Source organism: Caproiciproducens sp. NJN-50, from assembly GCF_004103755.1.
GTDB lineage: Bacteria > Bacillota > Clostridia > Oscillospirales > Acutalibacteraceae > Caproicibacter.
Genome location: NZ_CP035283.1, coordinates 1,204,127 through 1,228,617, shown reverse-complemented (window position 1 = coordinate 1,228,617; position 24,491 = coordinate 1,204,127). Strand labels below are relative to the sequence as shown.

Genomic DNA, 24,491 nt, shown 5'->3' with positions numbered 1-24,491 from the left:
AAAATTTACATTCATAAAAAAGAAACCACAACGCAAAATAGTAAAGCAAACGCAAGGGAAATGAAAATAGATTAAATGAAGGAGTGTTGCTTTTATGTCTAGTAGTAACAAACACGTCGTGCCGGAAGCCCGTGAAGCTCTTGATAAGTTTAAGATGGAAGCTGCGTCCGAAGTCGGCGTAAACCTGAAGCAGGGCTACAACGGAGATCTTTCCACGAAGGAAGCCGGTTCTGTCGGCGGCCAGATGGTTAAAAACATGATCAAGAAATATGAGGAAAGCATGAAATAACTTTTCTCCGACTCATCTTCCCGCATTTTAAGCGTCACCCATTGGGGCTGACGTTGTCGAATAAAGGAACCGTCTCAAAATATCCGTAAGGCTATTGCGAGGCGGTTTCTTTTTATTATTGCTTCATAAATTAAAACCGCCAGCTGGTGGTTTACTTTTCGCTGAAGCTACAGAAAATGCCGGTCCCGCGGCGCGCGGGACCGGCATTTATATTCGGGCTGAAACAAATATCCGCTCAGGTGTTCTTGCCTCCGACTTTATGATGACGAAGAGATTTCTTACGGATTTCAACATCATCGATCTGTCTTGGCGCCGGAACCGAATATAGATCGGAATAGGATTCCGCCTCATCTTCCGTAGCCGGAAGCGACGGCATCAAACCGGTGCAGTCCATGGAGGAAGCGACAGACTGTTCGTCCATAAAAGAGACATCGTCTTTCAATTGCAGTTTTCTTTCTTCTTTTTTATTCTGTTCCATTTTGTCCTCCTTCCTTTTCCGGTAGTTTTCCCGGATCCGGATCAAATAAACGAAATTTCGAAAAAGCACTGCGTAAATTAGTTTGACAAAAGATAGATTTTATGTTAAGATAATAAACGTCTTCTAAATGTGCCAATGGAACTCACATCTTTATGTAAGTCATTGAACGTTTAATGATTTGCTCGGGATGTGAGTTTTTAGTTTCACATTAGGACATACTACTATCGGAGGTGCTTTATTAATGAATAAAGGCACAGTAAAATGGTTTAATGCGGAAAAAGGTTATGGATTTATTTCCAACGACGATGGCGGCGAAGATGTGTTCGTACACTTTTCTGCTATTCAGTCTGACGGATATAAGACTCTTTCCGAAGGTCAGAAGGTCTCTTATGATACCGAAACAGATGCCCGCAACGGCAAGCTGCGCGCGGCTAATGTGACCGTGATCGAGTAAACCAGCCCAAGCCCTGCGTTGCGCGGATCATGACCGCACAATTTTAAAAGGCAATCATACTGGCGCGCTTTCACCACATTGAATCAGCATTCCATTCGCATTCTTCCACGGGCCGCCGTTAAAGCGGCCTTCTTTTTTTGCCTTGAGACAAAATTGGTTTCCCAGCACAAGACTCTCCGCCAATTTCCAGCCAGACCGGTCGGGATGAGAGCTTGTTTATACGTTCTAAGAAAAGACCTTCTTGTTCGGAATGAAGCGGCTATCCCGCTTCCATTCCAAACGAAAGAAGGTTTTCTCTTAACCTCGGTTTCCGGGCTCGCCCTTTCAGATCAGCTTTCCGTAATCGCGCCGCAGTTGACATGAAGCACCTGACCGGTCATACAGGCTGAATCGTCGGAAGCGAGGTACACGTAAGCCGGCGCAATTTCAAACGGCTGCGCTGCACGGCCAAGCGGCATATTTTTGCCGAACTCGGAGACTCTCTGCCCATCGAAACTGGAGGGAATCAGCGGCGTCCAGACCGGCCCGGGCGCCACGGCGTTGACCCGGATCCCTTTCGGCGCAAGCGACTGGGAAAGCGACCTTGTAAAGGAGACAATGGCCCCCTTGGTCGCGGAATAATCGATCAGCGTAGGGCTGCCCTGATACGCAGTGATCGAAGTGGTGTTAATGATAGAGCATCCTTGACCCATGTGAGGCAGGGCCGCCTGAACCATATAAAAGCAGCTGAAAAAGTTAGTCTCAAATGTGTTCTTCAGTTGTTCGGAGGAAATCTGCCCAATCTCGTTTTGCGGAAACTGAACAGCGATATTGTTGACTAAAAGGTCGATCCTGCCGAAGTCAGATATCGTTTGGTCAATGACCTGTTTCGCGCAGAGCTCCTGCCGCAGGTCGCATTTGACCGCCGTGCAGCGCCGGCCCGCGGCTTTCACCATCTCACAGGTCCTGTCCGCGTCCTCTTGCTCCTCCAGATAAGCAATCACAATGTCCGCGCCTTCTTTTGCGAAAGCATCCGCAACCGCTTGTCCGATTCCGCTGTCCCCACCCGTAATAACCGCGACGCGTCCCTGCAGTTTTCCGCTGCCGCGGGCGGCCGGATTGTCGGTTACCGGCTGAGGATTCATCTGCTGCTGGCGGCCGGGCTGCCTTTCCTGGTGCTGAACCGGAAAATCTGTAGGTGTCGCCGCCGGAGCGTTTTGATAAGGACTTTTTACGTCTGCCATCTTGGAATCCATCCTCTCTTTTTATTTCTACAGAATTTATCGAATTTGTTTCTTCAATAGCTTTGCCTTTTCCCATGAAATCATCCTTAAACGAAAAAATGCCGCCCCTTTCGGGACGGAATCGAAAGGAGCAGGATCTCTGACCCTATATGTCCGCAGGCTGAATCGAATCCAAAATGGAAAAATCTGTGAAAAAAGAATGAATGCCTGAAGTCAGTTTTGAATGTTTTCCCAAACATTGGGAAAAATAATCGTGAACAGGAGGCGGCACATGGACAGAATCGCAGTATTGATACCATGCTATAATGAAGTGCGTACGGTGGCGAAGGTCATTGAAGATTTCAAGCGGGAATTGCCACAAGCTGTCATCTATGTTTATGACAACAATTCGACCGATGGAACAGACCGCGCCGCAAGGGAAGCGGGAGCCGTTGTCCGCTACGAATACCGTCAGGGGAAGGGACAGGTGATTCGCAGCATGTTTCGCGACATCGACGCCGAATGCTACCTTATGACCGACGGAGACGACACTTATCCGGCGGAATGCGCAAAAGAAATGGTTGGTCTGATTTTGAATAACCAGGCGGAAATGGTGATCGGAGACCGTCTTTCGGCTACCTATTTTGAGGAAAATCCACGTCCGTTTCACAACATCGGAAACACACTGGTGAAAAAGACCATCAATTTTCTTTTTCATACAAATGTCAGTGATATTCTGACCGGCTACCGCGCTTTCAGCTACGAGTTTGTCAAAACATTCCCGGTTTTATCGAAAGGATTTGAAATCGAAACGGAAATGACAATCCACGCACTCGACAAAAATCTCGGAATCTCAAGCGTCGTTGTCCCCTACCGGGACAGGCCCGCCGGCAGCGAATCGAAACTGAACACCTACTCCGACGGCGCCAAGGTCCTGCGAACGATTTTTCGTCTGTACAAAAACTGCCGTCCTCTTCCCTTTTTCGGATTTGCCGCGGCATTGATGCTCTTGATCGGCGTGATTCTGATTCTTCCGGTTTTCGTTGAATATTTCAGAACAGGGCTTGTCCCCCGCCTCCCCACCTTGATTGTCAGCTGCTTTTTGACACTAGGCTCCATCCTTTCGTTTTTCTGCGGATTGGTCCTCGACGTGTTGGTACAAAAAAACAAGCAGGATTTTGAATTGCGCCTGAACGAATGCCACGAGATGCGCCGGATGCGCCGGATGCGCCGTTAATCGGATAATTCTCTTTCCCAGCGAAACACAGGCAGAAAAATGCGCTTTATTTGGTTTTAACGGCCGAATAAAGCGCATTTTTATTCTTGATTTGACATGATGGGATCCCTTCGCAAGAGGGCAATTACACCGCACGGCTCGCTGATAGCGAAATCTTACGTTTTCTCGGAATTGATGTAGCGGTAAACGGTGGGCTCAGAAATACGCAGCTGACGCGCGATTTCCGCAACCGCGCCCTTCATGCGCAAAACTCCCTGGTTCTTCAGCTTGATTACGATCGCTTCCTTCTCGCTTTTCTTAAGGCGGTCAGGCAGCGTGCACGATTCGCTGATTGCCGCACGCACCATGTTTTGTAAGATCATGGACACCGGAGCATCCAGCACTTCCTGAACTTCTTCCGAAGGCATGACCAGATTGTACTGCTTCTTCAACAGTTCAAACGCATTCTCCGTCTGAGTCAGCAAACTCATGTCCCGGTTGACGCAAAGCAGACCGACAAGACGGTCCCCATTTTTGATAAAAAAGGTACTGGACATAAAATTTTTTCCTTTGCCCGCTCCGGTATAATTCGAAATATAATCGCTATCCTGATAAGTTTTATTTGTGACGATATCTCTGGCAAAATCAGTCATCGGACTGCCGATCTCCCTGCCGGAATGGCAGCCGCCCGCGATGGCGACAACCGCCCTCTCCGGCGTTGAAACGTCATTCAGCAGTACTTCGCAGCCCGGACCGCACAACTCCGCGAGAAAGGAAATGAGAGGGTAATAGCTGTTCAATAATTCACTGTCTGTCATATGAGCGAACCTCCTGAGATCACTGCACCTAATTGATAGTATAACATATTTTATCGGTATTGCACAGAAAAATAATAGCACTCGGCAAAAAAATTAAATCGAATCACAACCCTGCCAGAAATCAGCAGGCATTTCAGACCCCGGGCGGAAGTTTGTCTTCCATTAGGCCCCGCAGGTTGACGGTCTCTCCGTCTACAACAAAGGTGCCGTCGCCGTTGGCATGAAAAGTCCGCCGTTCTTTCCGTTCCCTGTCAATCCAGGCCTTAACCCCCTGCAGGACAAAAATACCTTGAGATTCCAAATAGTCCGTGACACGGCATTCGACGCAGGCAAGGCACTCTGAAATCAGAGGAGCATGCACACTGGCGGCCGGCAAAGGAGTCAGACCGAATTTTTCGAATTTGTCCACCTCACAGCCGGAACAGTCCCCGATCGACACCGCTTTTTCCGCAAGATCGATTGCAGGAACCGCCAGGACGCATTCTCCAGTATGTGTCAAAGCCTGAAAGGAATAATTCCATGGACCGGTCGTCAGGGCGATCTTGGGGGTAAAATCCATTACCATGTGCCATGTGATGGTCATGATGTTATTCCGCTCGTGATCCCTGGTTGTGACCAGCATTACCGGCCCCGGCTCAATCAGCATAAACGCTTTTTCCAACGGCAGCTCTGTCATCGGCATTGGCAATACCCCGCCTTCCTCATTTAAGATGCTCCCAATGTGTATGCACTATCAGAAAAACGCTTTGGCGATCATTTTACTGACTTTATCCATATTTTAGCACCTGGATACCGGCAGAACAATAGCAAACACGGAATTTAACCTCTGCGACCTGTGCTTTTGTCCTTAAACCTTAACGCCGTTCACGGCCGGTGCTCAGTGAAGCGATCCCCGGTAAACGAATCGGCACAGGGACGCCAGGATCACGCGGGTCATAAACCGATTTTCTGCTGGCTTTCCCTGAGGAGGGCGATTCTCCGCCGGAAATCCGGAAGATACCGTTCAACCTCCCGGTAAAACTCCGGCCCATGGTTTTTGACCCGTATATGGGCGAGTTCGTGCACAACAACATAATCGACGGCTTCCGGGTCCAGAAGGATCAGCCGATAAGAAAAGCACAGGCTGTTTTTTGCGCTGCAGGAGCCCCATCGGGTCTTGGCCGATGTGATTTTGATCCCGATCGGGCTGACACCCATTATTTTACTGTAATGCCGCACGCGGCCGCTCAGATAAACCTGAGCCCTCTGTTTCAGGGCAGCCGTCTTTTCCGGCGTCAGCATCAGCGCCGCCTCCCGTGCGGCGCGCTCTTTCCAGAGAGAAAGCTGTCTTTCAATCCATTCCTCATGTCTCCGGACAAAAGACTCTATTTCCTCACTTTCAAGAAATAGAGGGGCTCTGACCAGGACAGCCCCATCTCTCGTAATCGAGAGGGACAAAGTCCTCCTCTTTGATCTTTCGATCCTCAGCGTATGACTCATTTTCCGTCTCCCAGCAAATAGACAAAAGCAGCGCAGAATTCTCTGCGCTGCTTCATCCGTTGATTCGGGCAATTTCTATTTAATCATGCCCGCAACTTCATCCGCAAAATTGTCCTGCCGCTTTTCAAGGCCCTCGCCCTTTTCATAACGGGCAAAGGCAGCAATCTTAATCGTTCCGCCAAGCTGTTTCGCCGTTTGATCGGTGTAATCCTGAATAGTCAGTTTATCATCTTTCACATAAAGCTGATCGACCAGGCAAACTTCCTTAAAGAATTTTTTCAACCTGCCGACAACAATCTTCTCCGCAATCTCAGCCGGTTTGCCGGAATCGATAATCTGCTGCTTCAAAATTCCCTTTTCATGCTCGACCACATCCGCCGGCACACTCTCTTCGTTAAGATACTGCGGCACAATCGCGGCAATCTGCATGCACACGTTTTTGGCGTATTCCTTAAATTCGGGTTTCGCGGCGACTTCGGCGGCCGTATCAAATCTTGCGAGAACGCCGATTTTTCCTTCCGCATGAATATAGCCGCCGAGAGCTCCTTCCATGCGCTGGAAACGGCGGATTTTAATATTCTCGCCGATTTTTAGAATTTTTTCCTTCAGGATCGCGTCGACCGTTTCATCGGAACCGGAAGCCTTGCAGGCTAAAAGAGCCTCCACATCGGCCGGGTTCTGTTCCATCACGGTGTCGGCGCAGGTCTTGACAAAACTCTGAAACTCCGCATTTTTGGCGACAAAGTCCGTCTCCGCGTTCACTTCAATCACCACGCCCACGTTGCCGGCCTCATTCAGGTCGACAAAGGCAATGCCCTCGGCCGCGACGCGGTCAGCCTTTTTGGTTGCGGCGGCAAGACCTTTTTCACGAAGAAAGTCTATTGCCTGATCCATATCGCCGCCGGAAGCATCCAGCGCCTTCTTACAATCCATCATCCCGCAGCCGGTCTTCGCGCGAAGAGCTGCGACATCTTTCGCAGTAAAAGCCATCTTTCAAATTCCTCCGCTTCATCAGTACGTTAATTGGTAGAAAAACAAATTATTCCGCAGCGCTTTCTGCCGGTTCGTCTTCCTTTTCCGCAGCAGCAGCCGCTCCCATCCGTCCTTCTCTTCCCTCAATAATGGCGTTCGCCATCGTTTCGGAAATCAGCTTTACGGCGCGGATTGCGTCGTCGTTGCCCGGAATAACGTAATCGATTTCATCCGGGTCGCAGTTCGTGTCGACGATCGCCACAATCGGAATATCCAGTTTTCTTGCCTCCGCAACGGCGATTCTTTCCTTGCGCGGGTCTACAATGAACAGCGCGCCGGGAAGGCTCTTCATATCCTTAATGCCTCCGAGAAACTTTTCAAGCTTCTCGATTTCAAGCTTTAATTTACCGACTTCTTTTTTAGGAAGCAGCTCGAACGTTCCGTCTTCCTCCATCGTCTTGAGCTGGTTCAGGCGGTCAATCCTGCGGCGGATGGTGCGGAAGTTGGTCAGCATGCCGCCCAGCCAGCGCGCGTTGACATAATAGGCGCCGGCGCGTTCCGCCTCGTTTTTAATGGATTCCTGAGCCTGCTTCTTCGTTCCGACAAACAGGACCGATTTTCCATCCGTGGAAAGGTCGCGCACAAAATTATACGCATCCTCCAGTTTACGGACCGTTTTCTGCAGATCGATGATATAAATGCCGTTGCGTTCCGTGAAGATGTATTCCGCCATTTTCGGGTTCCATCTTCTGGTTTGATGTCCAAAATGGACACCTGCTTCCAAAAGCTGTTTCATGGATACTACTGCCATAGCTAAATCCTCCTTGGTTGTTCCTCCGCCGCGCTTAAATTTGGCTCTCCACCCTTTCGGGCACCCGGGCCTGGCATCGGCGTGTGTTTTAGCGGGAACATTATAGCATACAAACGGGCTGAATACAAGCTTTTCCACTGAAAAGGATCACTTGAACCCCAGAAAAGTCGCGAGGCTGTGCGAGGAATTTTTCACTTTGAGATAATTGTTGTAAGATACCAGGATCGTGTCATCCCCGATCACCTGAATATCCTGCCAGCGAATCACAATGTCATCCTCGCGGCCGAACAACCCGAAAAAACGCAGGCGTCCGTAGATGACGATTGCAATTACCCTGGCATTTGCCGTGTCGAACTCCATATCTCCCACAGTGCCAAGGCGCATTCCGTCCTTAATATTGATGACCTCTTTCCGGCGCATATCAACCATCCTGCAAGTCATTTTCCCACCTCCTGTATCCTATTTTTATGCCGGAAAAGAGTTTTATTTGATTGAGGAGGCAAGAAATGTTACAATGGATTATAATTTTTTTAGTTTTTATTGAAAAACATGATTACAAAAATGAGAAAGGCCTCCGGTGATTCCGGCCTTCCCCAATGTTTTATCGTTATATCTCTTTTTTTATCTTATCCAGAGCAGCCTTTTCCAATCGCGAAACCTGCGCCTGGCTGATCCCGATCTCCGAGGCAACTTCCATCTGCGTTTTCCCCTGAAAATAACGCATCGAAAGAATATTTTTTTCCCGGCCGTTCAGATTTTTGATGGCTTCCTTGAGTGCGATCTCATCCAGCCAGTTGTTGTCGTCATTGTTGTCGCCGACCTGATCCATCACATAGATGGTGTCCCCGCCGTCGGAAAATACCGGCTCATACAGGGAAACAGGTTCCACGACGGACTCCAGGGCCACGACAACCTCTTCTCTGGGCAGCTCAAGCTCCTTCGCGATCTCCTCCACCGTCGGCTCCCTGCTGTTCTTCGCCATCATTTTCTCCTTGACCTGCATCGCCTTATAGGCGGTGTCCCGCAGAGAGCGACTGACGCGGATGCTGTTGTTATCGCGGAGATACCGCCGGATTTCCCCAATAATCATCGGTACGCCGTAAGTGGAAAAACGGACGCCCTGACTGATGTCGAAGTGGTCGATCGCCTTGATCAGGCCGATGCAGCCGACCTGAAACAGGTCGTCCAGATTTTCCCCCCGGTTGGTGAAACGCTGGATTACGCTTAAAACAAGCCTCAGATTCCCGCTGATCAGCTCGTCGCGCGCTTTCATATCCCCGTCTTTCACGCGGCGGAGAAGCTCCATTTTCTCCTTTTCGGTAAGAACTTTCAGCTTGGAAGTGTTGACCCCGCAGATTTCAACTTTATTGTACTGCACTTCACATTCCCTCCGTCCGCCGCATTTCATTGTCATTATTACCATGAATGCGGAGGATCATGCAGGGCATAACAGAAATATTCTTTTCGTGATTTTCGACAGAATTTGATTGAAAAGCGAGGAATCAGCATGATTGTTAAAATACCGCCTCCTGTCGATTCCATCCTGCAAATTATGACCCAAAACGGATTCGACGCCTGCGTCGTCGGGGGCTGCGTGAGAGACAGTCTGCTCCAAAAAGAACCTTCGGACTGGGACGTTGCCACCTCGGCCCTGCCTGAGGAAGTTATGAAAACCCTCGAGTGTTTTCCCATGATTCAATCAGGGCTCAAACACGGCACGCTGACAGTACTCAGCAGCGGAATGCCCATTGAAGTGACTACGTACCGGATTGACGGGGTTTACACGGACGGAAGGAGGCCGGACGCAGTCACCTTTACCCGACGGCTGCAGGAGGACCTTTCCCGCCGGGATTTCACCATCAACGCCATGGCTTGCCGCAGGACCGGTGAACTGGTGGATGAATTCGGCGGGCAGGACGACCTGCGGCTGAAAACGGTCCGATGCGTTGGGGACCCGGATCTGAGGTTCCGGGAGGATGGTCTCCGGATTCTGCGCGCCCTGCGTTTCGCCTCGGTCCTTGATTTTTCCATCGACCGAAAGACGGCCGACAGCCTTATCGAAAACCGCGCCATGCTGGACGGTGTCGCACGGGAGCGCATCGCCTCCGAATTCACAAAGCTCCTCTGCGGAACGGGTGCCGAACGGGTTCTGCGGGAATACCGGGAAGTGGCCGCACAGTTTATTCCCGAAATCCGGGCTTCCTTCGGCTTTTCCCAGAATAATCCGCATCACTGTTACGACGTGTGGGAGCATACGCTGAAAAGCGTGGCTTCCATTCCCCCCGATCCCATACTGCGCCTGACCATGTTTCTGCACGACCTTGGAAAACCCCTCTGCTATTCGGAGGATCAAAACGGAACCGGCCACTTTTACGGCCACCCGGAGAAAAGCGCGGAACTGGCAGAACTCATTTTAAAACGCCTGCGATACAGCCGGAAAACGATCGGCACCGTGGCACTCCTTGTCCGGCAGCATGACCTGTCTCTTCCAGACAGGGAGAAGGTGCTCCGCCGCCGGCTGAATCTGTTGGGAGAAGAAAATCTTCGGCGGCTGATTGAGGTGCGCGCGGCGGACACGCGGGCCAAAAGCGCGGAGGACCAAAAAAGGCTGCCATTGCTTGACAAGACGAAAGAAGCGCTCGAACACATGCTGCAGGAGAAACAGTGTTTTACCCTGCTTGATCTTGCCGTGAACGGCAGCGACCTGATGGAAGCCGGGATTCCGCAGGGCCGTGAAGTGGGCCGCCTGCTTTCGCTGCTGCTGGACGCGGTCATCGACGGAACATGCCCAAACCGGCGGGAAGAACTTCTGGCATATGCCAGGGAAAAAAGAAAGGAGTACCGCTGATGGAACGCATCGTTCATCCGCTGAAACCGGTCTGCGACGAAAACTCCCGTGTCCTGGTGCTGGGCACAATGCCTTCCCCGAAATCCCGGGAAGCCGGCTTCTATTATTCCCACCCGCAGAACCGGTTCTGGCGCATCATCGCCGACCTGTACGGACTGCCGGTCCCAAAAACGAACGACGAAAAAAAGGCGGTTCTGCTTTCCAGCAGAATCGCCCTCTGGGATGTATTGAAGAGCTGCGTGATCGAAGGAGCGGACGACGGCAGCATTCGGGAACCGGTTGCGAACGACATCGCCGCCCTGCTCGCTCATACAGATATCCATACCGTCTTTACAACCGGAACAAAGGCCGCCGCCCTTTACCGTCGGCTTTGCCTGAAAAAGACCGGGCTGCCCGCCGTGGAACTGCCCTCCACCAGCCCCGCCAACTGCCGGTTTTACAGCTACGAGGGGCTGCTTCAGGCTTACCAGATTCTGCGGGAAGCAGCCCTCTCTCCGGTTCCGCTCAACTCACCCGCTCCAAGTCCTTTCGGAGCCGTTCGATGATTCTCTTTTCCAGACGGGATATGTAGGATTGTGAAATACCGAGCGTATCGGCTACTTCCTTCTGTGTATGCTCCCTGCTGTTGTTCAGGCCGAACCGAAGCTGCATGATTTCCTTTTCGCGCGGGGCCAAACGGGAAACCGCGCTGCGCAAAAGATCGCGCTCCACCTCCTCCTCGATGTTCATGTTGACCGCGTTCTGATCGCTGCCCAGGATGTCGGAAAGGAGCAGTTCGTTGCCGTCCCAATCCACATTGAGAGGATCGTCGATGGAAATTTCGTTTTTCAGCTGAGAAGTTTTCCGCAGATACATCAGGATTTCATTCTCAATACAGCGGGAAGCGTAGGTGGCCAGCTTGATGTTTCGTTCCGGGCAAAAGGTGTTGACCGCTTTAATCAGGCCGATCGTTCCAATGGAAATCAGGTCCTCCACGCTTGCACTCGAGGACTCAAATTTCTTCGCAATGTAGACGACCAGCCTCAGATTATGCGTAATCAGCGGTTCGCGCGCGTTAGGAACATGATTCATGATATTATTCATGACTTTTTCTTCCTCCTGCTTGGTTAAAGGCGGAGGAAGCGTTTCCGGTCCGTTGATGTAATGGACCTGTCCGCACAGCCGCAGCCGGTGAAACAGCAGCAGCAGTCTGTTGTACCATTCCCTAATTCGCCGATTCATGCTCATTTCCACTCATTCCCTTTTGCCGCTGCCGTCTGCGGCTTTATACATGCGTCCGTCTACGGCCGGATTTAGCCGGACGTTTTTTGCAGCAAGTCCGGATTCAGCAAGGCATCGAATTCCCCTAGCCTGTTCTTGGTAACCGCGATAAAAACTTTTTGGGTAGTCAGTTTCTTTTTCCCCATGCAGATCGTCATGCGGTCCGGACGAAAGGATTCCAGAAGTCCGCCCCCTGAAATCGCATCAAAGGGGATCAGCCGGAAATTCAGGCCGTCCTTGGGCGGAATCATCCCCTCGACCACCGGTTCATAAACCACCGCGACCGGATCGCCCGAAAACGGCTCTCTCAATGAATTGCCCGTATCCACCCGCGCGGTACAGACACTCGTCTTTCCGCCGCATTCGATGGTAATGCGGCAATTTAAATTCTTCGGCATTTGCCGGCCCGTAATACGTTGAAACAGGACAATGGCACCGTAACACACAACGGTCAGCACGATCAGGGCCAGGGGAGAAATATTGAAATACACCACTGAATTGCGGATCATCAAACCCTGAGGGGCGAAAAAATACCAAAGCACAAGCATGAATCCCGCAAAAGCAAAACTGGTCAAATAAAACGCTGCCGTTTCACGGATCAGTTCCCGCAGTCCCTTGTATCCATAGGCCGCCGTTACAATCGTCAGGGACATGAAAAGCTTCATCAGCAGTGATAAAACCGGAGGAATCTCCGGCAGAAGAATCGTCAGGGAATACACCGCCCCCAGCAAGGCGGCCAATATCAGCCGTTTCGGTTTTCCATTCAAGGAAAGGAACTTTGCAACACAGAGCAGCAACAAATAATTAATGAACAGGTTGACGCCGACCAGGACGTCTATGTATACAGTCTGCTTCAATGGCTCCTCCCCCTGTCGGATTGAAACTTATTATAGCCCTCCCCTGTCCGCCGTTTCTGTCAAATCTTGTTTCGAATTCTGATATTATAATTTTATCTTTTACGGCCTGCATAATGCGCAGCACAAAATTTTTATTTCCCGATTCACACAAATCATCCACATATTGATCGATCATGATATTCCCTATTCAATTCGCACAACATATTGCTGTTTTTATGTAAAAAATATGAGTTGACAATTTCCGAACGTTTCAGTATAATAACATACGTTGCCATTGATTCGGCATTCAGTTTGGCTCGGTAGTTCAGCTGGTTAGAACGCTAGCCTGTCACGCTAGAGGTCGTCGGTTCGATCCCGATCCGAGTCGCCAATGCTGCTATGGCTCAGTTGGCAGAGCACTTCCTTGGTAAGGAAGAGGTCACGCGTTCGAATCGCGTTAGCAGCTCCATAAAAAATCCGTGTGTCAGGATGGTAATCCTGCACACGGATTTTTATATTTTTTCAGTTCCGTTGCACAACCACGCGCCATCCCCCGCTCTCTTTCGGAAGCAACGGATATTCTCATACAATTCTCAAGAATTTTTCTTTAGAAATTCATATTAGGCCGTTATCATAAGACGCGTGCTATGAGCTTGGGAGGTGAAATACGGCAACGAGACAGATCGGACTGCGGCTCCATCCTTCGGATCGGAGCCGCATTTTACACTAAATTTGCAATAAAACACAGCAAGACTGCCTCCACTTGCACCGAACGCATTCCCCGGGCCAATATTGACAGGCCCCGCCCCAGCTGCATACTATAAGCTTAGAAGAAGGGGGTGAGAAGATGTCATGCTGCTCCAATAACAATAATAACAGTAACAGCAATAGCTGCAACTCTTCCAACAGCGCTTGTGTGCTGAAGGACATTATCGACAGTCTTGACGATTTAAATACACAGGATCTGTGCATCCTGCGCGACCTCATTAGCCGGATTCTGAGCTGCCGCTCTTAAGATACGAAAGCAGGGGTGCCTGGTTAAAAACCGGCGCCCCTGCCCTTTTAAAATATCTTTGGCGGACTGCGCAATCTCTCGTAAAAAACAACTCATGAGATGCTATGAACGTTCGATCGCCGCGTCGACAATTTCAAAATGGTACTGAATTGCTCGAATCGCGTTTTTTTCATCATGGTGGCTTAAAGCATTTACCAATTCTTCATGCGCTGAATACAATTTCTCCGCCTGTTCCTCGTTCAGCACAATACGGCCGTACATAGTGCTGATAAAATTGTTGATTGTAGTAATCATGGCCATGAAGAGAGCATAGATCAACTTATTGCCAGCCGCTTCGCAGAGAAGCGTATGAAATTCCTGGTCAAGCAAAGAGCCTTTTTCCGCATTTGGTTCCTCGCGAATCCGATGAGCCAAGTCCGCAAGCTTGGATATTTGCCGGGGCAGAATACGGCTGGCAGCCAGGCGAGCCGTTTCCGACTCTATGCCCCTGCGCAATTGGCTGACCTGCAAATAATTGGTTTCGCCCATCATCAGCATCATTCTCAGCGTTTCACTCAAGTTTTGTTCCAAGTCGCATGAAACAAAATTTCCGACCCCGTGTACGCTGGAGATGAATCCCATCAGGTTCAGGGTACGTATCGCCTCGCGAACGGAGTTTCGGCTTACACCAAGCATTTCAGCCAGATCCCGTTCAGATGGCAGACGTTCCCCACATTTAAGGTTTCCGAGCCAGATTTCATGCCGAATATAGTTAACTACCCGTTCATAGGCTTTTGTGCTTTTCTCTGGTTTTTCGCACATAAAAATTTCTCCTTACAGGAAGCTGCTCTGCTTGCTATTTAGATCGATTTCTTTGCAATCGCTCTGAACATTCTGCAATTTCAACAATAACTATTCCGGAATTATTTCAAAATATTTTTCAAGCTGTCGCCGCTTTTTGAAACCTCCCTGCTTACCGGTTCACATATCCCCCTGCATTTTTGATATACAATAAACCGCCGACTGGAATCCAGACGGCGGTTCATCGTTAGTATGGACAAAAAAGGGAGTAATCTATTTATTTAACACCCATCCAACCAGAGATAACCATACGCTGCACTTCGCTGGTGCCTTCATAAATCTCGGTAATCTTGGCGTCGCGCATCATACGCTCAAACGGATATTCACGAGTGTAACCGTAGCCACCAACCAACTGCAGGCAACGGCGGGTCACGTCACTGGCTGTACCGGCGGCAAAAAGCTTTGCCATTGCGGCAAGATGAGAATACGGATCCCCATCCTGTTTGGCCTGCGCCGCACGATAAGTCAACATACGGGCCGCGTCAACCGCCGTCTGCATATTGGCCATTTCAAACTGTGTATTCTGGAACTGGCTGATGCGTTTGCCAAACTGGATGCGCTGGGAAATATAAGGAATTGTCTGGTCAATGCAGCCCTGCGCAATGCCGACAGCCTGTGCGGCAATGCCGATACGGCCGCCGTCCAGCGTCGTCATAGCAACTTTGAAGCCCTTGCCCACTTCGCCCAGGAGGTTCTCTTTCGGGACCATGCAGTCCTCAAAAACCAACTCGCAGGTATTGGAGCCACGGATGCCCATTTTTTTCTCATGTGAGCCGATGCGGAAGCCGGGGAAGTCCTTCTCAACAATAAAGGCGGAAATTCCATGGGTGCCCTGGCTCTTATCCGTCATGGCGAACACAACATAGATGGTCGCATAGTCCGCGTTGGTAATAAAAATCTTGGAACCGTTGAGAAGCCAATGATCGCCTTTATCTTCGGCAACCGTGCGCTGCATAGCTGAATCGGTGCCCGCACCGGGTTCAGTCAAAGCAAAGGCGCCCAGCCTTTCTCCGGAGCACAAAACGGAAAGATATTTTTCCTTCTGGGCATCTGTGCCATATGCAGAAATCGGCCAAGTGCACAGAGAGGAATGCGCCGAGAACATGGTCCCCGTTGTTGCGCAATGTTTGGAAATTTCTTCGACAGCGGCAATGTAGGAAAGATAACTCATGCCTGCACCGCCGACTTCTTCCGGATAAGCCATTCCCATCATGCCCATGTCGGCCAGCGCATGCCAAGTCTCTTCCGGGAAACGCTCCTGCTCGTCAATTTCCGCAGCCAACGGCGCAACCGACTTTACGCAGAAATCATGCAGCATGTTCAGGATATCCTGCTCTTCATCTGTAAATTTAAAATTCATGTGAAAAACTCAACTCCTTTTTCGTACATATTTCGTAGTATGTAGTATATAGATCAGGCTTTCGCTTTTTTAATTTCAGCGGTCAATGCTGGCAATACTTCAAACAGATTGCCCACAAAACCATAGTCCGCGACGCCGAAAATCGGGGCCTCGAAATCCTTATTGATCGCGACGATTACATCGGACGAACTCATGCCGGCCAGATGCTGAATCGCGCCGGAAATACCACACGCAACGTAAAGTTTCGGCCCGACGGTTTTGCCGGTCTGACCGACCTGATGGGAATGGCTGATCCATCCTGCATCCACTGCGGCACGGGACGCACCGACCGTAGCGCCCAGCACGTCCGCCAGCTCGCGGATAACGCCAAACCCTTCCGGACCGCCGACACCGCGGCCGCCGGAAACGATAATGTCCGCGCCCTCAAGATCGACAATCTCTCCGGCCGCTTCCTGTATCGTTTTCAGCAAAGTGGTCCGAATCTGAGCCGCAGGCACATGGAAATCCTCAGAGATCACCTCTGCCCTGCCTGTGCAGGCATCCGGTTTCTTGAAGACGCCGGGACGGACCGTGCCGAGCTGCGGGCGGTGATCCGGGCAAAGGATAACGGCCATCAGGTTGCCGCCAAACGCGGGGCGGGTCCAGGCAATGTTGCCGCTGGCTTCGTCAATATCCAGTCCCGTGCAATCGGCGGTCAGGCCGGTGCCAAGGCGGCAGGACAGGCGCGGACCGAGGTCACGGCCATTCGGGGTCGCCCCGATCAGCATGCTCGTCGGCGCGTATTTTTCAAGCAGGTGCGCAAGGGCATTGACATAGGCGTCCGTTGTGTAGCGCTGATATTCCTCGCCGTCCACCACGATGATCTGATCTGCTCCGTGAGCGTTCGCATCCTTCACGGCAGCATCCGTCTGATAGCCGATCACAACAGATACCAGTCTGCCGCCCTGTTTGTCAGCCAGGCGGCGGCCGGGATTCAACAATTCAATGCCAACATTTTTCGCGGTGCCGTCTTCCTTTGTTTCACACAGCACCCACAAATCTTTTGTCTTACTTTCCATTTCCGATGCCTCTCTTTCAAATCACGTGCGCTTTGTTCAGCAGCTCATAAAGCTTATGAGCAGACGCTTCGGCGGTGTCTTCTTTGATCATAACTCCGGCTTCTTTGCGCGGTGGAACATAGGTGCGTTTCACTTTTGTCGGCGAACCTTTCAGTCCGGCGTGAGCCAAATCGATGTTCGTCAGTTCCGCTGCGGTGAGATGAGTGATTTCGGCTTTACGTGCCGCCATCTTGCGCTTGATCGTGGGAAAACGGGGATCAAAGGAAGGTTTAGTAAAAGTGATCACGCAAGGTGTCTTCACTCCGATTACTTCCTTATTGTCTTCCGCTTCACGGTATACATGAAGGCCGTCTTCCGCAGACTTTACTTCCAGCGCGTACGTGACCTGCGGATAACCCAAGTGTTCCGCCATTTCCGGGCCTACCTGAGCGGTATCGCCGTCTATAGCCTGTTTGCCGCAAAAGATTGCATCGAATTTTTTGCCTTCCAGTTCTTCAACTTTCGCGATTGCCTTGCTCAGGATATAGCTGGTAGCAAGCGTATCGGAACCGCCAAATGCCCTATCCGTTACCAAGTAGGCTTTGTCAGCCGCAATGGCCAGACACTCGCGCAGCGCATTTTCCGCCTGCTGCGGACCCATAGAGAGAACCACGATTCTCGTGTCCGGCGCGTCGTCCTTAATTCGTGCGGCCGCTTCCAGGGCGTAGCCGTCAAATGGGTTAACAATGCTTGGCACGCCGTCGCGTACCAGGGTGTTGGTAACCGGATCGATCTTAATTTCAGTTGTGTCCGGTACCTGCTTGACACATACCAGAATATCCATATCTCTACTCCTTTACATACTTTTGTCTATCCTTAAAGATTCATGCAAACCTTGCCGGGGTTCAGAATCAGTTTCGGATCGAATACCTTCTTAATACCACGCATCAGTTCCATGTTCACCGGACCCAATGCCTGCTCCAGGAAATGGACTTTGCCAAAGCCAATGCCATGCTCACCGGAAATCTGGCCGCCGAATTCCATTGTTTTCTTGTAAATGGCACTCAGGAACTCTTCGACCTGCTTCTCGAATTCTTCTTTCTCCATATCTACGGAGCATTCATAAATATGTAGGTTGCCGTCGCCGGCGTGACCAAAGTACTTTACCTCAAAATCGTAGTTCTGCTTGATCTCGTTGACGTACTCGACATAAGGGGCGATCTTGTTTACCGGCACGACCACGTCGCACTCGTCCAACAGTTTGGTCTGCTCTTCGATGCCTTCGAGGAAGGAAGAACGGGCCGCCCAGATATCCTTCAGCTTCGGCGCCGTGTCCGCCACCAGAACGTCCATCGCGCCTTCTTCCACCAGCATCTCGGACGCGCGTTCCACAACATCGTTGAGCTCATCCATGGAGTCGCCGTCAAAGGTGACCAGCAGATAAGCGCCGACGTCCGTGCCGTCAATCTTGCGGGGGAAGACCTGCTTGCCCAGATACTCTTCGGAGGAAATCAGGATTTCTCTCTCAAAGAACTCCAGAGCCTGCGGGCGGAAATGCTGCATAAAGAACTTCGGCACGGTGGAAATGCAGGAATTCAGATCCTCAAACGGAGCCATCAGGCTGACTGTGGCCTGCGGAGCCGGAACGAGCTTTAAGGTGAGTTCCGTGATAATGCCCAGCGTGCCCTCCGAGCCGATCATCAGGTCCTTCAAGCTGTAGCCGGAGCTCGTCTTGGAAACAGTGGCGCCGAACCGGACGATTTCTCCGGATGGGAGCACGACCGTCATGGCGCGGACATAATCGCGGGTACAGCCGTACTTCACCGCGCGCATGCCGCCGGCATTGGTGGAAACATTGCCGCCCAGGGTTGCCATTTTCTCGCCCGGATCCGGCGGATACAAACAGCCGTGTGTCAGTGCGTCTTCGGCCAGCTGCTGAAGCAGTACGCCGGGCTGTACCGTAACCGCGAAGTTCTCCAGGTCGTAGGACAAAATCTTGTTCATGCGCATGGTGCAGATCACCACGCCGCCGCAAACCGGGGTGCAGCCGCCTACCAGGCCGGTGCCGGCGCCGCGCGTCGTGACGGGAATGTTGTGCTCATAGCAAATCTTCATGATGGCAGCAACTTCTTCCGTGCTCTGCACGTCAATGGAGACATCCGGCATATGGGTCCCATAAATCGGCATTTCATCGCGAGAGTAATCGGGGTTGACATCTGCTCCTGTTACAACGTGACCAGGCGCCGCCTTCTCCAGTTCAGCAATAATTTCGGGTGTTACCGGATTATAATTCGCCATGATAAATCCTCCCTAAATTAATTAAAATATTTTAAAAGCTGCCAGACTTATTCGCGCACCATAACAGAAATGCCATTGGGAATTGCAACCAGATGGGCATCCGCGCCCTTTATGCGGCGGGCTTCTTCCAAAGCGGCGTCAACGTCGGGGGCCCACGCCATCTTCATTTCCTCAATCGTCCTGCGCTGGGCAGGATCCGTGACGAAAATGACGTGATGTTTGCACAAAACGCGGCACAGAATCTGGAATTCCCACTGATCGGGTTTTGTCTTATCCTGCGGAGTTGCGAGGATCTCTTCCGTCAGCTGCTGCGGAGACGAGCAGTCCCGGAGCGCATGGTAAAAGCTTTCGCCGCCATGGCCATCGCTGCAGGAGCTGACCATGATGAGCACTGCGCCCGGCGCGGCTGCGGCTTCCGCCGCGGTGAGGCCTTTCACGCTCTGATAAATGTTCTGATCCAGAGGATACCCGCCGTTGCTGGAAATAACAATGTCGCCCCGCTGTTTTGGCTGCACCTGACAATACTTCAGCAGTAAATCGCAGCCCTGCCGATGAGCCGTAACAGGATCGCCCGCAAAAGCAGCCACAACTTTTTTGTTTTCGTCGATAATCACATTAACGATATAAGCCAAGTGTGCCATTTTTGCAGCGGCAAGCATGTCTTCATGCAGCGGGTTGCCGTCCAGCACGCCGGTGCGTGCATAAGGAGAATCAATAAACTTGGAGCAGTGGTTGCCCAGAACGGTCACCTGATCGCAGACGCCCGGCAAAATGCTCTTGCGCCCGCCGGAGAAGCCCGCAAAAAAGTGCGGTTCAATGAACCCTTCGGCAACCAGCAGGTCGGCTTCGACCGCGGTCTTGTCGAGCACGCATGCCGCGCCGGAAGGAAGCACCCCCACCTGGACGTTGGTCGACGCGTCGCGGCTGTTATGTATCACGATCTTTTCCCGGTCCACGATTTCCTGGCCAACCTTGGCCACCAGCTCTTCCCTCGTAGAGGGGCGGTGAAAGCCCGTAGCCACCAACAGCGTAACGGCGATCTTGGGGTTGCCCTCACGAAGCTCCGCCAGCATGAAAGGAAGAATGTGCTTGCTTGGAACAGGGCGCGTATGGTCGCTGATAATAATCGTACAGGTCTTTTTGCCAACGGCAAGGTCCCGCAGCCGGGGGGAATCAATCGGGTGAGCCATGGCGGCCAGCACCAAGCCGTCCTCCGTATCGGTCGCCTTCAGGTCCCCTACATGTGATTCCAGAATTTCCGCATCGCTCAGATCTGCGTGCAAAGGCATGCCGGATTTGCCAAAAGGAATAGTAATAGACATGATAGCACCTCCGCTTCAATTTCATTGCGTCCCCAAATTGCACAGTATCAACGATGGAAATTGCTTGAAAATTGGTCGGTCCACTCACAGCTACTTACTATCCTACCACAATTTTTCTCAAATACAATGCCAAAGGAAACGGTTCTACCTTTCTGATAAAATTATGCATTGAATTTTGTGAAACCTACCAAAATATGATTCTCATCCAAATGATATCTATGCTTTATGACTATGATGGTCTGTCAGACTATCATTTTTTTGAGAGGCAACCGTCTGTTCTCACCGAGAGCTTGAGCCAATTACATTTCACAAATTGGCGGGCCGTTTTCTCAGAAGTGGTAGAGCCAAAAAAAACAAGCTGTGGAAAACGTAGCCTGAACTGAAAATTTTTTGGGGTTAAGAGGCACTGGATTCCGTAATATTCCATTCCTGTCTGACTTCAGCGCCGATTTTTCGGCTGGTGACAGCGCATCGCAAGCCGGCAGACGCCCGGCCTCATGGCTGGCCCGGACTCCTGCATACTGCCGCCGTCTCAGCGCCGCACTTTCCTGCCGGCGGATAATATGCGTCCGCTCTGAATGGATTTACCTGAGACATAAATATTATGCTCCTATTAGCACGTGCTTGTCAACCAAAAATTAGGCAAAATGTTAAAAATATAACAAAAAATACGATTTGAAGGATGATCCCGGTTCATTGTCCGCATGATGCAATTCAAACGCTGCGGCCGCTCCCTGTCGGAATGCTCCATTCGGGTGATCGGCTTCGCGATTCATCGCAATCGGCAGGCTCAAACGCCTAATTTGGAAATATGCTTCCATAATGTCCCAACCGTGCAAAATCGGCGGTTTTTCACGATTTCATTTTCAATTGATTTTGCTATAATGAAGCAAGCAAAAGGAACGGTGGCTCTGTCAAAATTTACGACTGGAAACGAGAGTGTTTAGAATGGAAAATGACAGCTTCCCTCCCCCGTTGAAAATTGGAATTGCTTATAATCTGAAGAAAGGCTCCGCATCAGGAGCAGAAGACATGGAGGCGGAATTTGATTCGCTTGAAACAATCAAAGCCATTCAGAAGGTCTTTCAGTCTGCGGGCGCCGGCGCGGAGCTTTTAGAAGCCGACTCCTATTTCGTCCAAAAGGTGAAAGCGGCCAATGTCGACCTTGTTTTTAACATCGCGGAAGGCACTCAGGGAAGAGGCAGGGAAGCACAGGTCCCTGCTATTTTGAATTTTCTGGGAATTCCCTTTTCCGGCTCGGACGAAACGACGCTGGCAATTTCTCTGGACAAAGCGCTCGCCAAACGCTACCTTTCGACCTTCCGGATCAAGACCCCCGCCTATCAGTATTTAAAAACTCCAAATTTTCACCGGGACGAAGCCCTGCGGTTCCCGCTGATCGTCAAACCGGATTCGGAGGGTTCCGGCAAAGGGATCACCGATCTTGCGGTCGTTTATGACGAATCGCAGCTAAACTGCGTTCTCTCAAAAAATTTCAGTCTTTACGAAGAACCCATGCTTTTAGAGGAATACATACCGGGGCGCGAATTTACGGTGGGCATTCTGGGGAACGGAGCCAGTACCACCGTATTTGAGCCAATGGAAATCTGTTATCTTCATGCGGATGGGAAAGAACGGATTTACAGTTATAAAGCAAAGGTAAACTATAAGCAGTATGTTACGTACCGCTGTCCGCCCGATCTGGACACACAGCTGAACGAACGGATGAAGCAGACGGCCAGGGACATCTACGACGCTTTGGAATGCAGGGATTTTTCACGGATCGATTTCCGTCTCTCCGACGACGGAACCCTTTATTTCATCGAGATCAATCCTCTGCCGGGCCTCGCGCCGGGCTACAGTGATTACCCCATGCTGGCCGAGTACTGCGGAATGGACTATCGGACTCTGATCCTGAGCGTGCTGAACTGCGCGCTGACGCGATACGGGATGGAGCCCCTCGCACTGAATCGAGGGGACCTTCAATAAATACATATCACAATGAAAAACCAGGGGCCGGAATTTCGTCTGTCCAGTGGAACGATTGGACCTGGCAGATGCGGAACCGGATTACAACCTCCGAACAGCTTGCAAAAGTTCTCCCGCTTTCCGGGCAGGAACAGGAGGAAATTGAAAAATGCCTCTGCCGGTTCCGCATGGCGATTACCCCTTATTACGCTTCCCTGATCGATCCGAACCAGCCGGACTGCCCCATAAAAAAGCAGTCGGTCCCTTCCATCCGTGAACTGCACGTGGAGCCGTGCGACAGGCTTGACCCGCTGTGCGAGGATCAGTATTCCCCCGCAAACGGTCTGGTGCACCGATACCCTGACCGGGTGCTGTTCGTGCTGACGCACAAATGCTCCATGTACTGCCGGCACTGCACCCGGCGCAGGATGGTCGGCTGCGAAGACTTTTCGCTTGGGGAGGAGGATCTGGAACAGGCATTTCGATACATCGAACGCCACACGGAAGTACGGGATGTTCTTCTGTCAGGCGGCGATCCCCTCATTCTGCCCGACGACCGGCTGGAAAAGGTCATCCGAAGGCTGAGGAGCATTCCCCATGTGGAAATCATCCGGATCGGCACGCGGACGCCCGTGGTGCTGCCGATGCGCATCACGGACCATTTGCTTGAGATGCTGAAAAAATATCAGCCGATCTGGATCAACACGCACTTTAACCATCCGGACGAGATCACTCCCGATTCGGCGCGCGCCTGTGCGAAGATCGTGGACGCCGGCATCCCTCTCGGCAATCAGAGCGTGTTGCTCCGGGGTGTGAACAACGACCGGGATACACTGGTCCGGCTGTTTACGGAACTGGTTCAGATCCGCGTCCGCCCCTACTATTTATATCAGTGCGATCTTTCAAGCGGCATCAGCCATTTCCGGACGCCGGTTTCGGAAGGCATTGAACTGATGAAGCAGATCCGCGGTTTCATATCCGGCTTCGCGGTCCCGGAATTCGTCATCGATCTGCCCGGCGGAGGAGGAAAAACGCCCGCCTCGCTCGATTATATCGTTCATATGGACGACCGAGGAGCCGTCCTGCGGAATTTCGAGGGGAAACAATACGCTTACCCGAATCCCTTGAACTGACGCGCGCATTTGCCGCCCGTCCCGGCGGAATTTCTGCCCGTCCCGGAAAAAGCCCGAAGCGAGCGCCTCAAACAGGCCTGCCGCTTTGGGCTTTTTTTGATTTTTTCCGTCAAAAAGGCACGGCTCCGTTAGGTTTTGTCGCGCTCGAACCCCAGATAACGCGTCCCCTGAAAAGTCAGCTTTCCAGCATCCTGTTCCACCAGCATCCCATATTCCGCATCCCGCACTCTGAATTCCATCCGGTCTCCGCTGGCGACTTCAAACGTAACATAATAAGCGGTCGACGACATACGCTGAAGGTGGTCATTCGCACCGGACTGATCAAAATTCCTTACATCCATACGTTTTGTCACCACAGCTGCATCAACCGTAAGGACGGGAGACTGATTGTTTTTTCTCCACTGCTTCGCTCCCTGCGCCGATTTTACAATAATCAGCCCAAATACAATTACAAAGCCCGCAACAACCATGATTGGAACAATATTGAACATGATGCCGCTGATTCCGCCATCAAAGGATGAAAATCCCATCTACGCTCCCCTTCCTGAATTTCCCGGCTTCCCGAACCATCTTTTCTTCGCCCGCCAGCTTCTCTGCAATACGCCGCGGCAAGCCGGCAGATGCTGCTTTTTTAACATTATATTCTTTGCGTCCAATGCTGTCAAACCCCGCAGCCGCAGCCACCGAGGATACTGTCCCCCGCGTGCCCCGGAGACGCAAAAATCTCAATAATCGGATGCTTAACAAGAAAGGATGTTCTTCCCGTGATAAAATCCGGCCCTCCCAACGGGAGAGCGGGTATGCCGCGATCGATTCAGGAAAGGATAACATTAAAATCGTCAGAGGAGGTTCTCA

General features: G+C 51.3%; 25 protein-coding genes and 2 tRNA genes. 9 read left to right on the top strand and 18 right to left on the bottom strand.

All coding sequences use genetic code 11. The features are described from left to right. Positions 1 to 94 precede the first annotated feature (94 nt). Complete coding sequence (locus EQM14_RS05890; RefSeq protein WP_128742083.1) at positions 95 to 289, top strand: alpha/beta-type small acid-soluble spore protein; 195 nt, start codon at positions 95 to 97, stop codon at positions 287 to 289. 235 nt (positions 290 to 524) lie between these two features. Here the strand turns inward: EQM14_RS05890 and EQM14_RS05885 are convergent, their stop codons facing one another. After that, the gene (locus EQM14_RS05885) at positions 525 to 767 is read right to left on the bottom strand and encodes a hypothetical protein (protein WP_128742082.1); all 243 of its coding nucleotides are present in this window, start codon (positions 765 to 767) and stop codon (positions 525 to 527) included. 241 nt (positions 768 to 1,008) lie between these two features. Here EQM14_RS05885 and EQM14_RS05880 point away from each other — a divergent pair, with 241 nt between their 5' ends. Further along, the gene (locus EQM14_RS05880) at positions 1,009 to 1,221 is read left to right on the top strand and encodes a cold-shock protein (protein WP_128742081.1); all 213 of its coding nucleotides are present in this window, start codon (positions 1,009 to 1,011) and stop codon (positions 1,219 to 1,221) included. A gap of 329 nt (positions 1,222 to 1,550) precedes the next feature. On the opposite strand, the gene EQM14_RS05875 is transcribed toward EQM14_RS05880, so the two are convergent. Then, the gene (locus EQM14_RS05875; RefSeq protein WP_128742080.1) at positions 1,551 to 2,444 is read right to left on the bottom strand and encodes an SDR family oxidoreductase; all 894 of its coding nucleotides are present in this window, start codon (positions 2,442 to 2,444) and stop codon (positions 1,551 to 1,553) included. A 271-nt stretch (positions 2,445 to 2,715) separates the two neighbouring features. On the opposite strand from EQM14_RS05875, the gene EQM14_RS05870 reads away from it, so the two are divergent. Continuing rightward, complete coding sequence (locus EQM14_RS05870) at positions 2,716 to 3,660, top strand: glycosyltransferase family 2 protein (RefSeq protein WP_128742079.1); 945 nt, start codon at positions 2,716 to 2,718, stop codon at positions 3,658 to 3,660. Positions 3,661 to 3,815: 155 nt separating this feature from the next. Here the strand turns inward: EQM14_RS05870 and EQM14_RS05865 are convergent, their stop codons facing one another. The 7 genes from EQM14_RS05865 to sigG all read right to left on the bottom strand — a co-directional run bounded on the left by EQM14_RS05865 (position 3,816) and on the right by sigG (position 9,097). After that, positions 3,816 to 4,457, bottom strand: coding sequence for a helix-turn-helix transcriptional regulator (locus EQM14_RS05865; protein WP_128742078.1), 642 nt, complete (start codon positions 4,455 to 4,457; stop codon positions 3,816 to 3,818). 133 nt (positions 4,458 to 4,590) lie between these two features. After that, entirely contained in the window at positions 4,591 to 5,139 is a 549-nt protein-coding gene (locus tag EQM14_RS05860; protein ID WP_128742077.1) for a flavin reductase family protein, read from the bottom strand. Positions 5,140 to 5,390: 251 nt separating this feature from the next. Further along, positions 5,391 to 5,936, bottom strand: a complete 546-nt coding sequence (locus EQM14_RS05855) for a M48 family metallopeptidase (RefSeq protein WP_128742076.1) — start codon at positions 5,934 to 5,936, stop codon at positions 5,391 to 5,393. A gap of 75 nt (positions 5,937 to 6,011) precedes the next feature. Further along, entirely contained in the window at positions 6,012 to 6,926 is a 915-nt protein-coding gene (gene tsf / locus EQM14_RS05850) for a translation elongation factor Ts (protein WP_128742075.1), read from the bottom strand. 49 nt (positions 6,927 to 6,975) lie between these two features. Next, positions 6,976 to 7,719 carry a 30S ribosomal protein S2 gene (gene rpsB / locus EQM14_RS05845; RefSeq protein ID WP_128742074.1) on the bottom strand — a complete coding sequence of 248 codons (744 nt, stop codon included), beginning with the start codon at positions 7,717 to 7,719 and terminating at the stop codon, positions 6,976 to 6,978. A gap of 147 nt (positions 7,720 to 7,866) precedes the next feature. Beyond that, a complete protein-coding gene (locus EQM14_RS05840) occupies positions 7,867 to 8,160 on the bottom strand; it encodes a YlmC/YmxH family sporulation protein (protein ID WP_128742073.1) in 294 nt (97 codons plus the stop codon). A gap of 166 nt (positions 8,161 to 8,326) precedes the next feature. Continuing rightward, complete coding sequence (gene sigG, locus EQM14_RS05835; protein WP_128742072.1) at positions 8,327 to 9,097, bottom strand: RNA polymerase sporulation sigma factor SigG; 771 nt, start codon at positions 9,095 to 9,097, stop codon at positions 8,327 to 8,329. Between the two features lie 129 nt (positions 9,098 to 9,226). Between sigG and EQM14_RS05830 the strand changes: the two genes are divergently transcribed. After that, positions 9,227 to 10,567 carry a CCA tRNA nucleotidyltransferase gene (locus EQM14_RS05830; RefSeq protein ID WP_128742071.1) on the top strand — a complete coding sequence of 447 codons (1,341 nt, stop codon included), beginning with the start codon at positions 9,227 to 9,229 and terminating at the stop codon, positions 10,565 to 10,567. Next, positions 10,567 to 11,112 (top strand): DNA-deoxyinosine glycosylase, encoded by a 546-nt coding sequence (locus EQM14_RS05825; RefSeq protein ID WP_128742070.1) that lies wholly within the window; start codon positions 10,567 to 10,569, stop codon positions 11,110 to 11,112. Before EQM14_RS05830 ends, EQM14_RS05825 begins: the two co-directional genes overlap by 1 nt. On the opposite strand, the gene sigE is transcribed toward EQM14_RS05825, so the two are convergent. After that, positions 11,072 to 11,794: an RNA polymerase sporulation sigma factor SigE gene (gene sigE, locus EQM14_RS05820; RefSeq protein ID WP_442861479.1), complete on the bottom strand. Its 723-nt coding sequence runs from the start codon at positions 11,792 to 11,794 to the stop codon at positions 11,072 to 11,074. The two genes, EQM14_RS05825 and sigE, sit on opposite strands and share 41 nt — an antisense overlap. 65 nt (positions 11,795 to 11,859) lie before the next feature. Continuing rightward, a complete protein-coding gene (locus EQM14_RS05815) occupies positions 11,860 to 12,684 on the bottom strand; it encodes a sigma-E processing peptidase SpoIIGA (RefSeq protein ID WP_128742068.1) in 825 nt (274 codons plus the stop codon). A gap of 293 nt (positions 12,685 to 12,977) precedes the next feature. On the opposite strand from EQM14_RS05815, the gene EQM14_RS05810 reads away from it, so the two are divergent. Then, positions 12,978 to 13,054: transfer RNA gene (locus EQM14_RS05810), tRNA-Asp, on the top strand. 2 nt (positions 13,055 to 13,056) lie between these two features. After that, positions 13,057 to 13,132, top strand: a tRNA-Thr gene (locus EQM14_RS05805). A 648-nt stretch (positions 13,133 to 13,780) separates the two neighbouring features. Here EQM14_RS05805 and EQM14_RS05800 read toward each other — a convergent pair. The 6 genes from EQM14_RS05800 to larA form a co-directional block, all read right to left on the bottom strand. Beyond that, on the bottom strand, positions 13,781 to 14,479 hold the full coding sequence (locus EQM14_RS05800) for a FadR/GntR family transcriptional regulator (protein WP_128742067.1): 699 nt from the start codon (positions 14,477 to 14,479) through the stop codon (positions 13,781 to 13,783). A 256-nt stretch (positions 14,480 to 14,735) separates the two neighbouring features. Next, a complete protein-coding gene (locus EQM14_RS05795) occupies positions 14,736 to 15,878 on the bottom strand; it encodes an acyl-CoA dehydrogenase (RefSeq protein WP_128742066.1) in 1,143 nt (380 codons plus the stop codon). A gap of 53 nt (positions 15,879 to 15,931) precedes the next feature. Beyond that, on the bottom strand, positions 15,932 to 16,936 hold the full coding sequence (locus EQM14_RS05790) for an electron transfer flavoprotein subunit alpha/FixB family protein (RefSeq protein WP_128742065.1): 1,005 nt from the start codon (positions 16,934 to 16,936) through the stop codon (positions 15,932 to 15,934). Positions 16,937 to 16,952: 16 nt separating this feature from the next. Beyond that, positions 16,953 to 17,759 carry an electron transfer flavoprotein subunit beta/FixA family protein gene (locus tag EQM14_RS05785; protein WP_128742064.1) on the bottom strand — a complete coding sequence of 269 codons (807 nt, stop codon included), beginning with the start codon at positions 17,757 to 17,759 and terminating at the stop codon, positions 16,953 to 16,955. A 32-nt stretch (positions 17,760 to 17,791) separates the two neighbouring features. Continuing rightward, on the bottom strand, positions 17,792 to 19,213 hold the full coding sequence (locus tag EQM14_RS05780; RefSeq protein WP_128742063.1) for an FAD-binding oxidoreductase: 1,422 nt from the start codon (positions 19,211 to 19,213) through the stop codon (positions 17,792 to 17,794). 47 nt (positions 19,214 to 19,260) lie between these two features. After that, positions 19,261 to 20,535 (bottom strand): nickel-dependent lactate racemase, encoded by a 1,275-nt coding sequence (gene larA / locus EQM14_RS05775; RefSeq protein ID WP_128742062.1) that lies wholly within the window; start codon positions 20,533 to 20,535, stop codon positions 19,261 to 19,263. A gap of 1,032 nt (positions 20,536 to 21,567) precedes the next feature. On the opposite strand from larA, the gene EQM14_RS05770 reads away from it, so the two are divergent. Together EQM14_RS05770 and EQM14_RS05765 are read left to right on the top strand one after the other, a co-directional pair. After that, on the top strand, positions 21,568 to 22,524 hold the full coding sequence (locus EQM14_RS05770) for a D-alanine--D-alanine ligase family protein (RefSeq protein ID WP_243112649.1): 957 nt from the start codon (positions 21,568 to 21,570) through the stop codon (positions 22,522 to 22,524). After that, on the top strand, positions 22,521 to 23,636 hold the full coding sequence (locus tag EQM14_RS05765) for a KamA family radical SAM protein (protein ID WP_326975673.1): 1,116 nt from the start codon (positions 22,521 to 22,523) through the stop codon (positions 23,634 to 23,636). The genes EQM14_RS05770 and EQM14_RS05765 overlap by 4 nt, the downstream gene beginning before the upstream one ends. A 128-nt stretch (positions 23,637 to 23,764) precedes the next feature. Here EQM14_RS05765 and EQM14_RS05760 read toward each other — a convergent pair whose 3' ends face one another. Then, positions 23,765 to 24,166, bottom strand: a complete 402-nt coding sequence (locus tag EQM14_RS05760; RefSeq protein ID WP_128742059.1) for a DUF2500 domain-containing protein — start codon at positions 24,164 to 24,166, stop codon at positions 23,765 to 23,767. Positions 24,167 to 24,491: the final 325 nt, after the last annotated feature.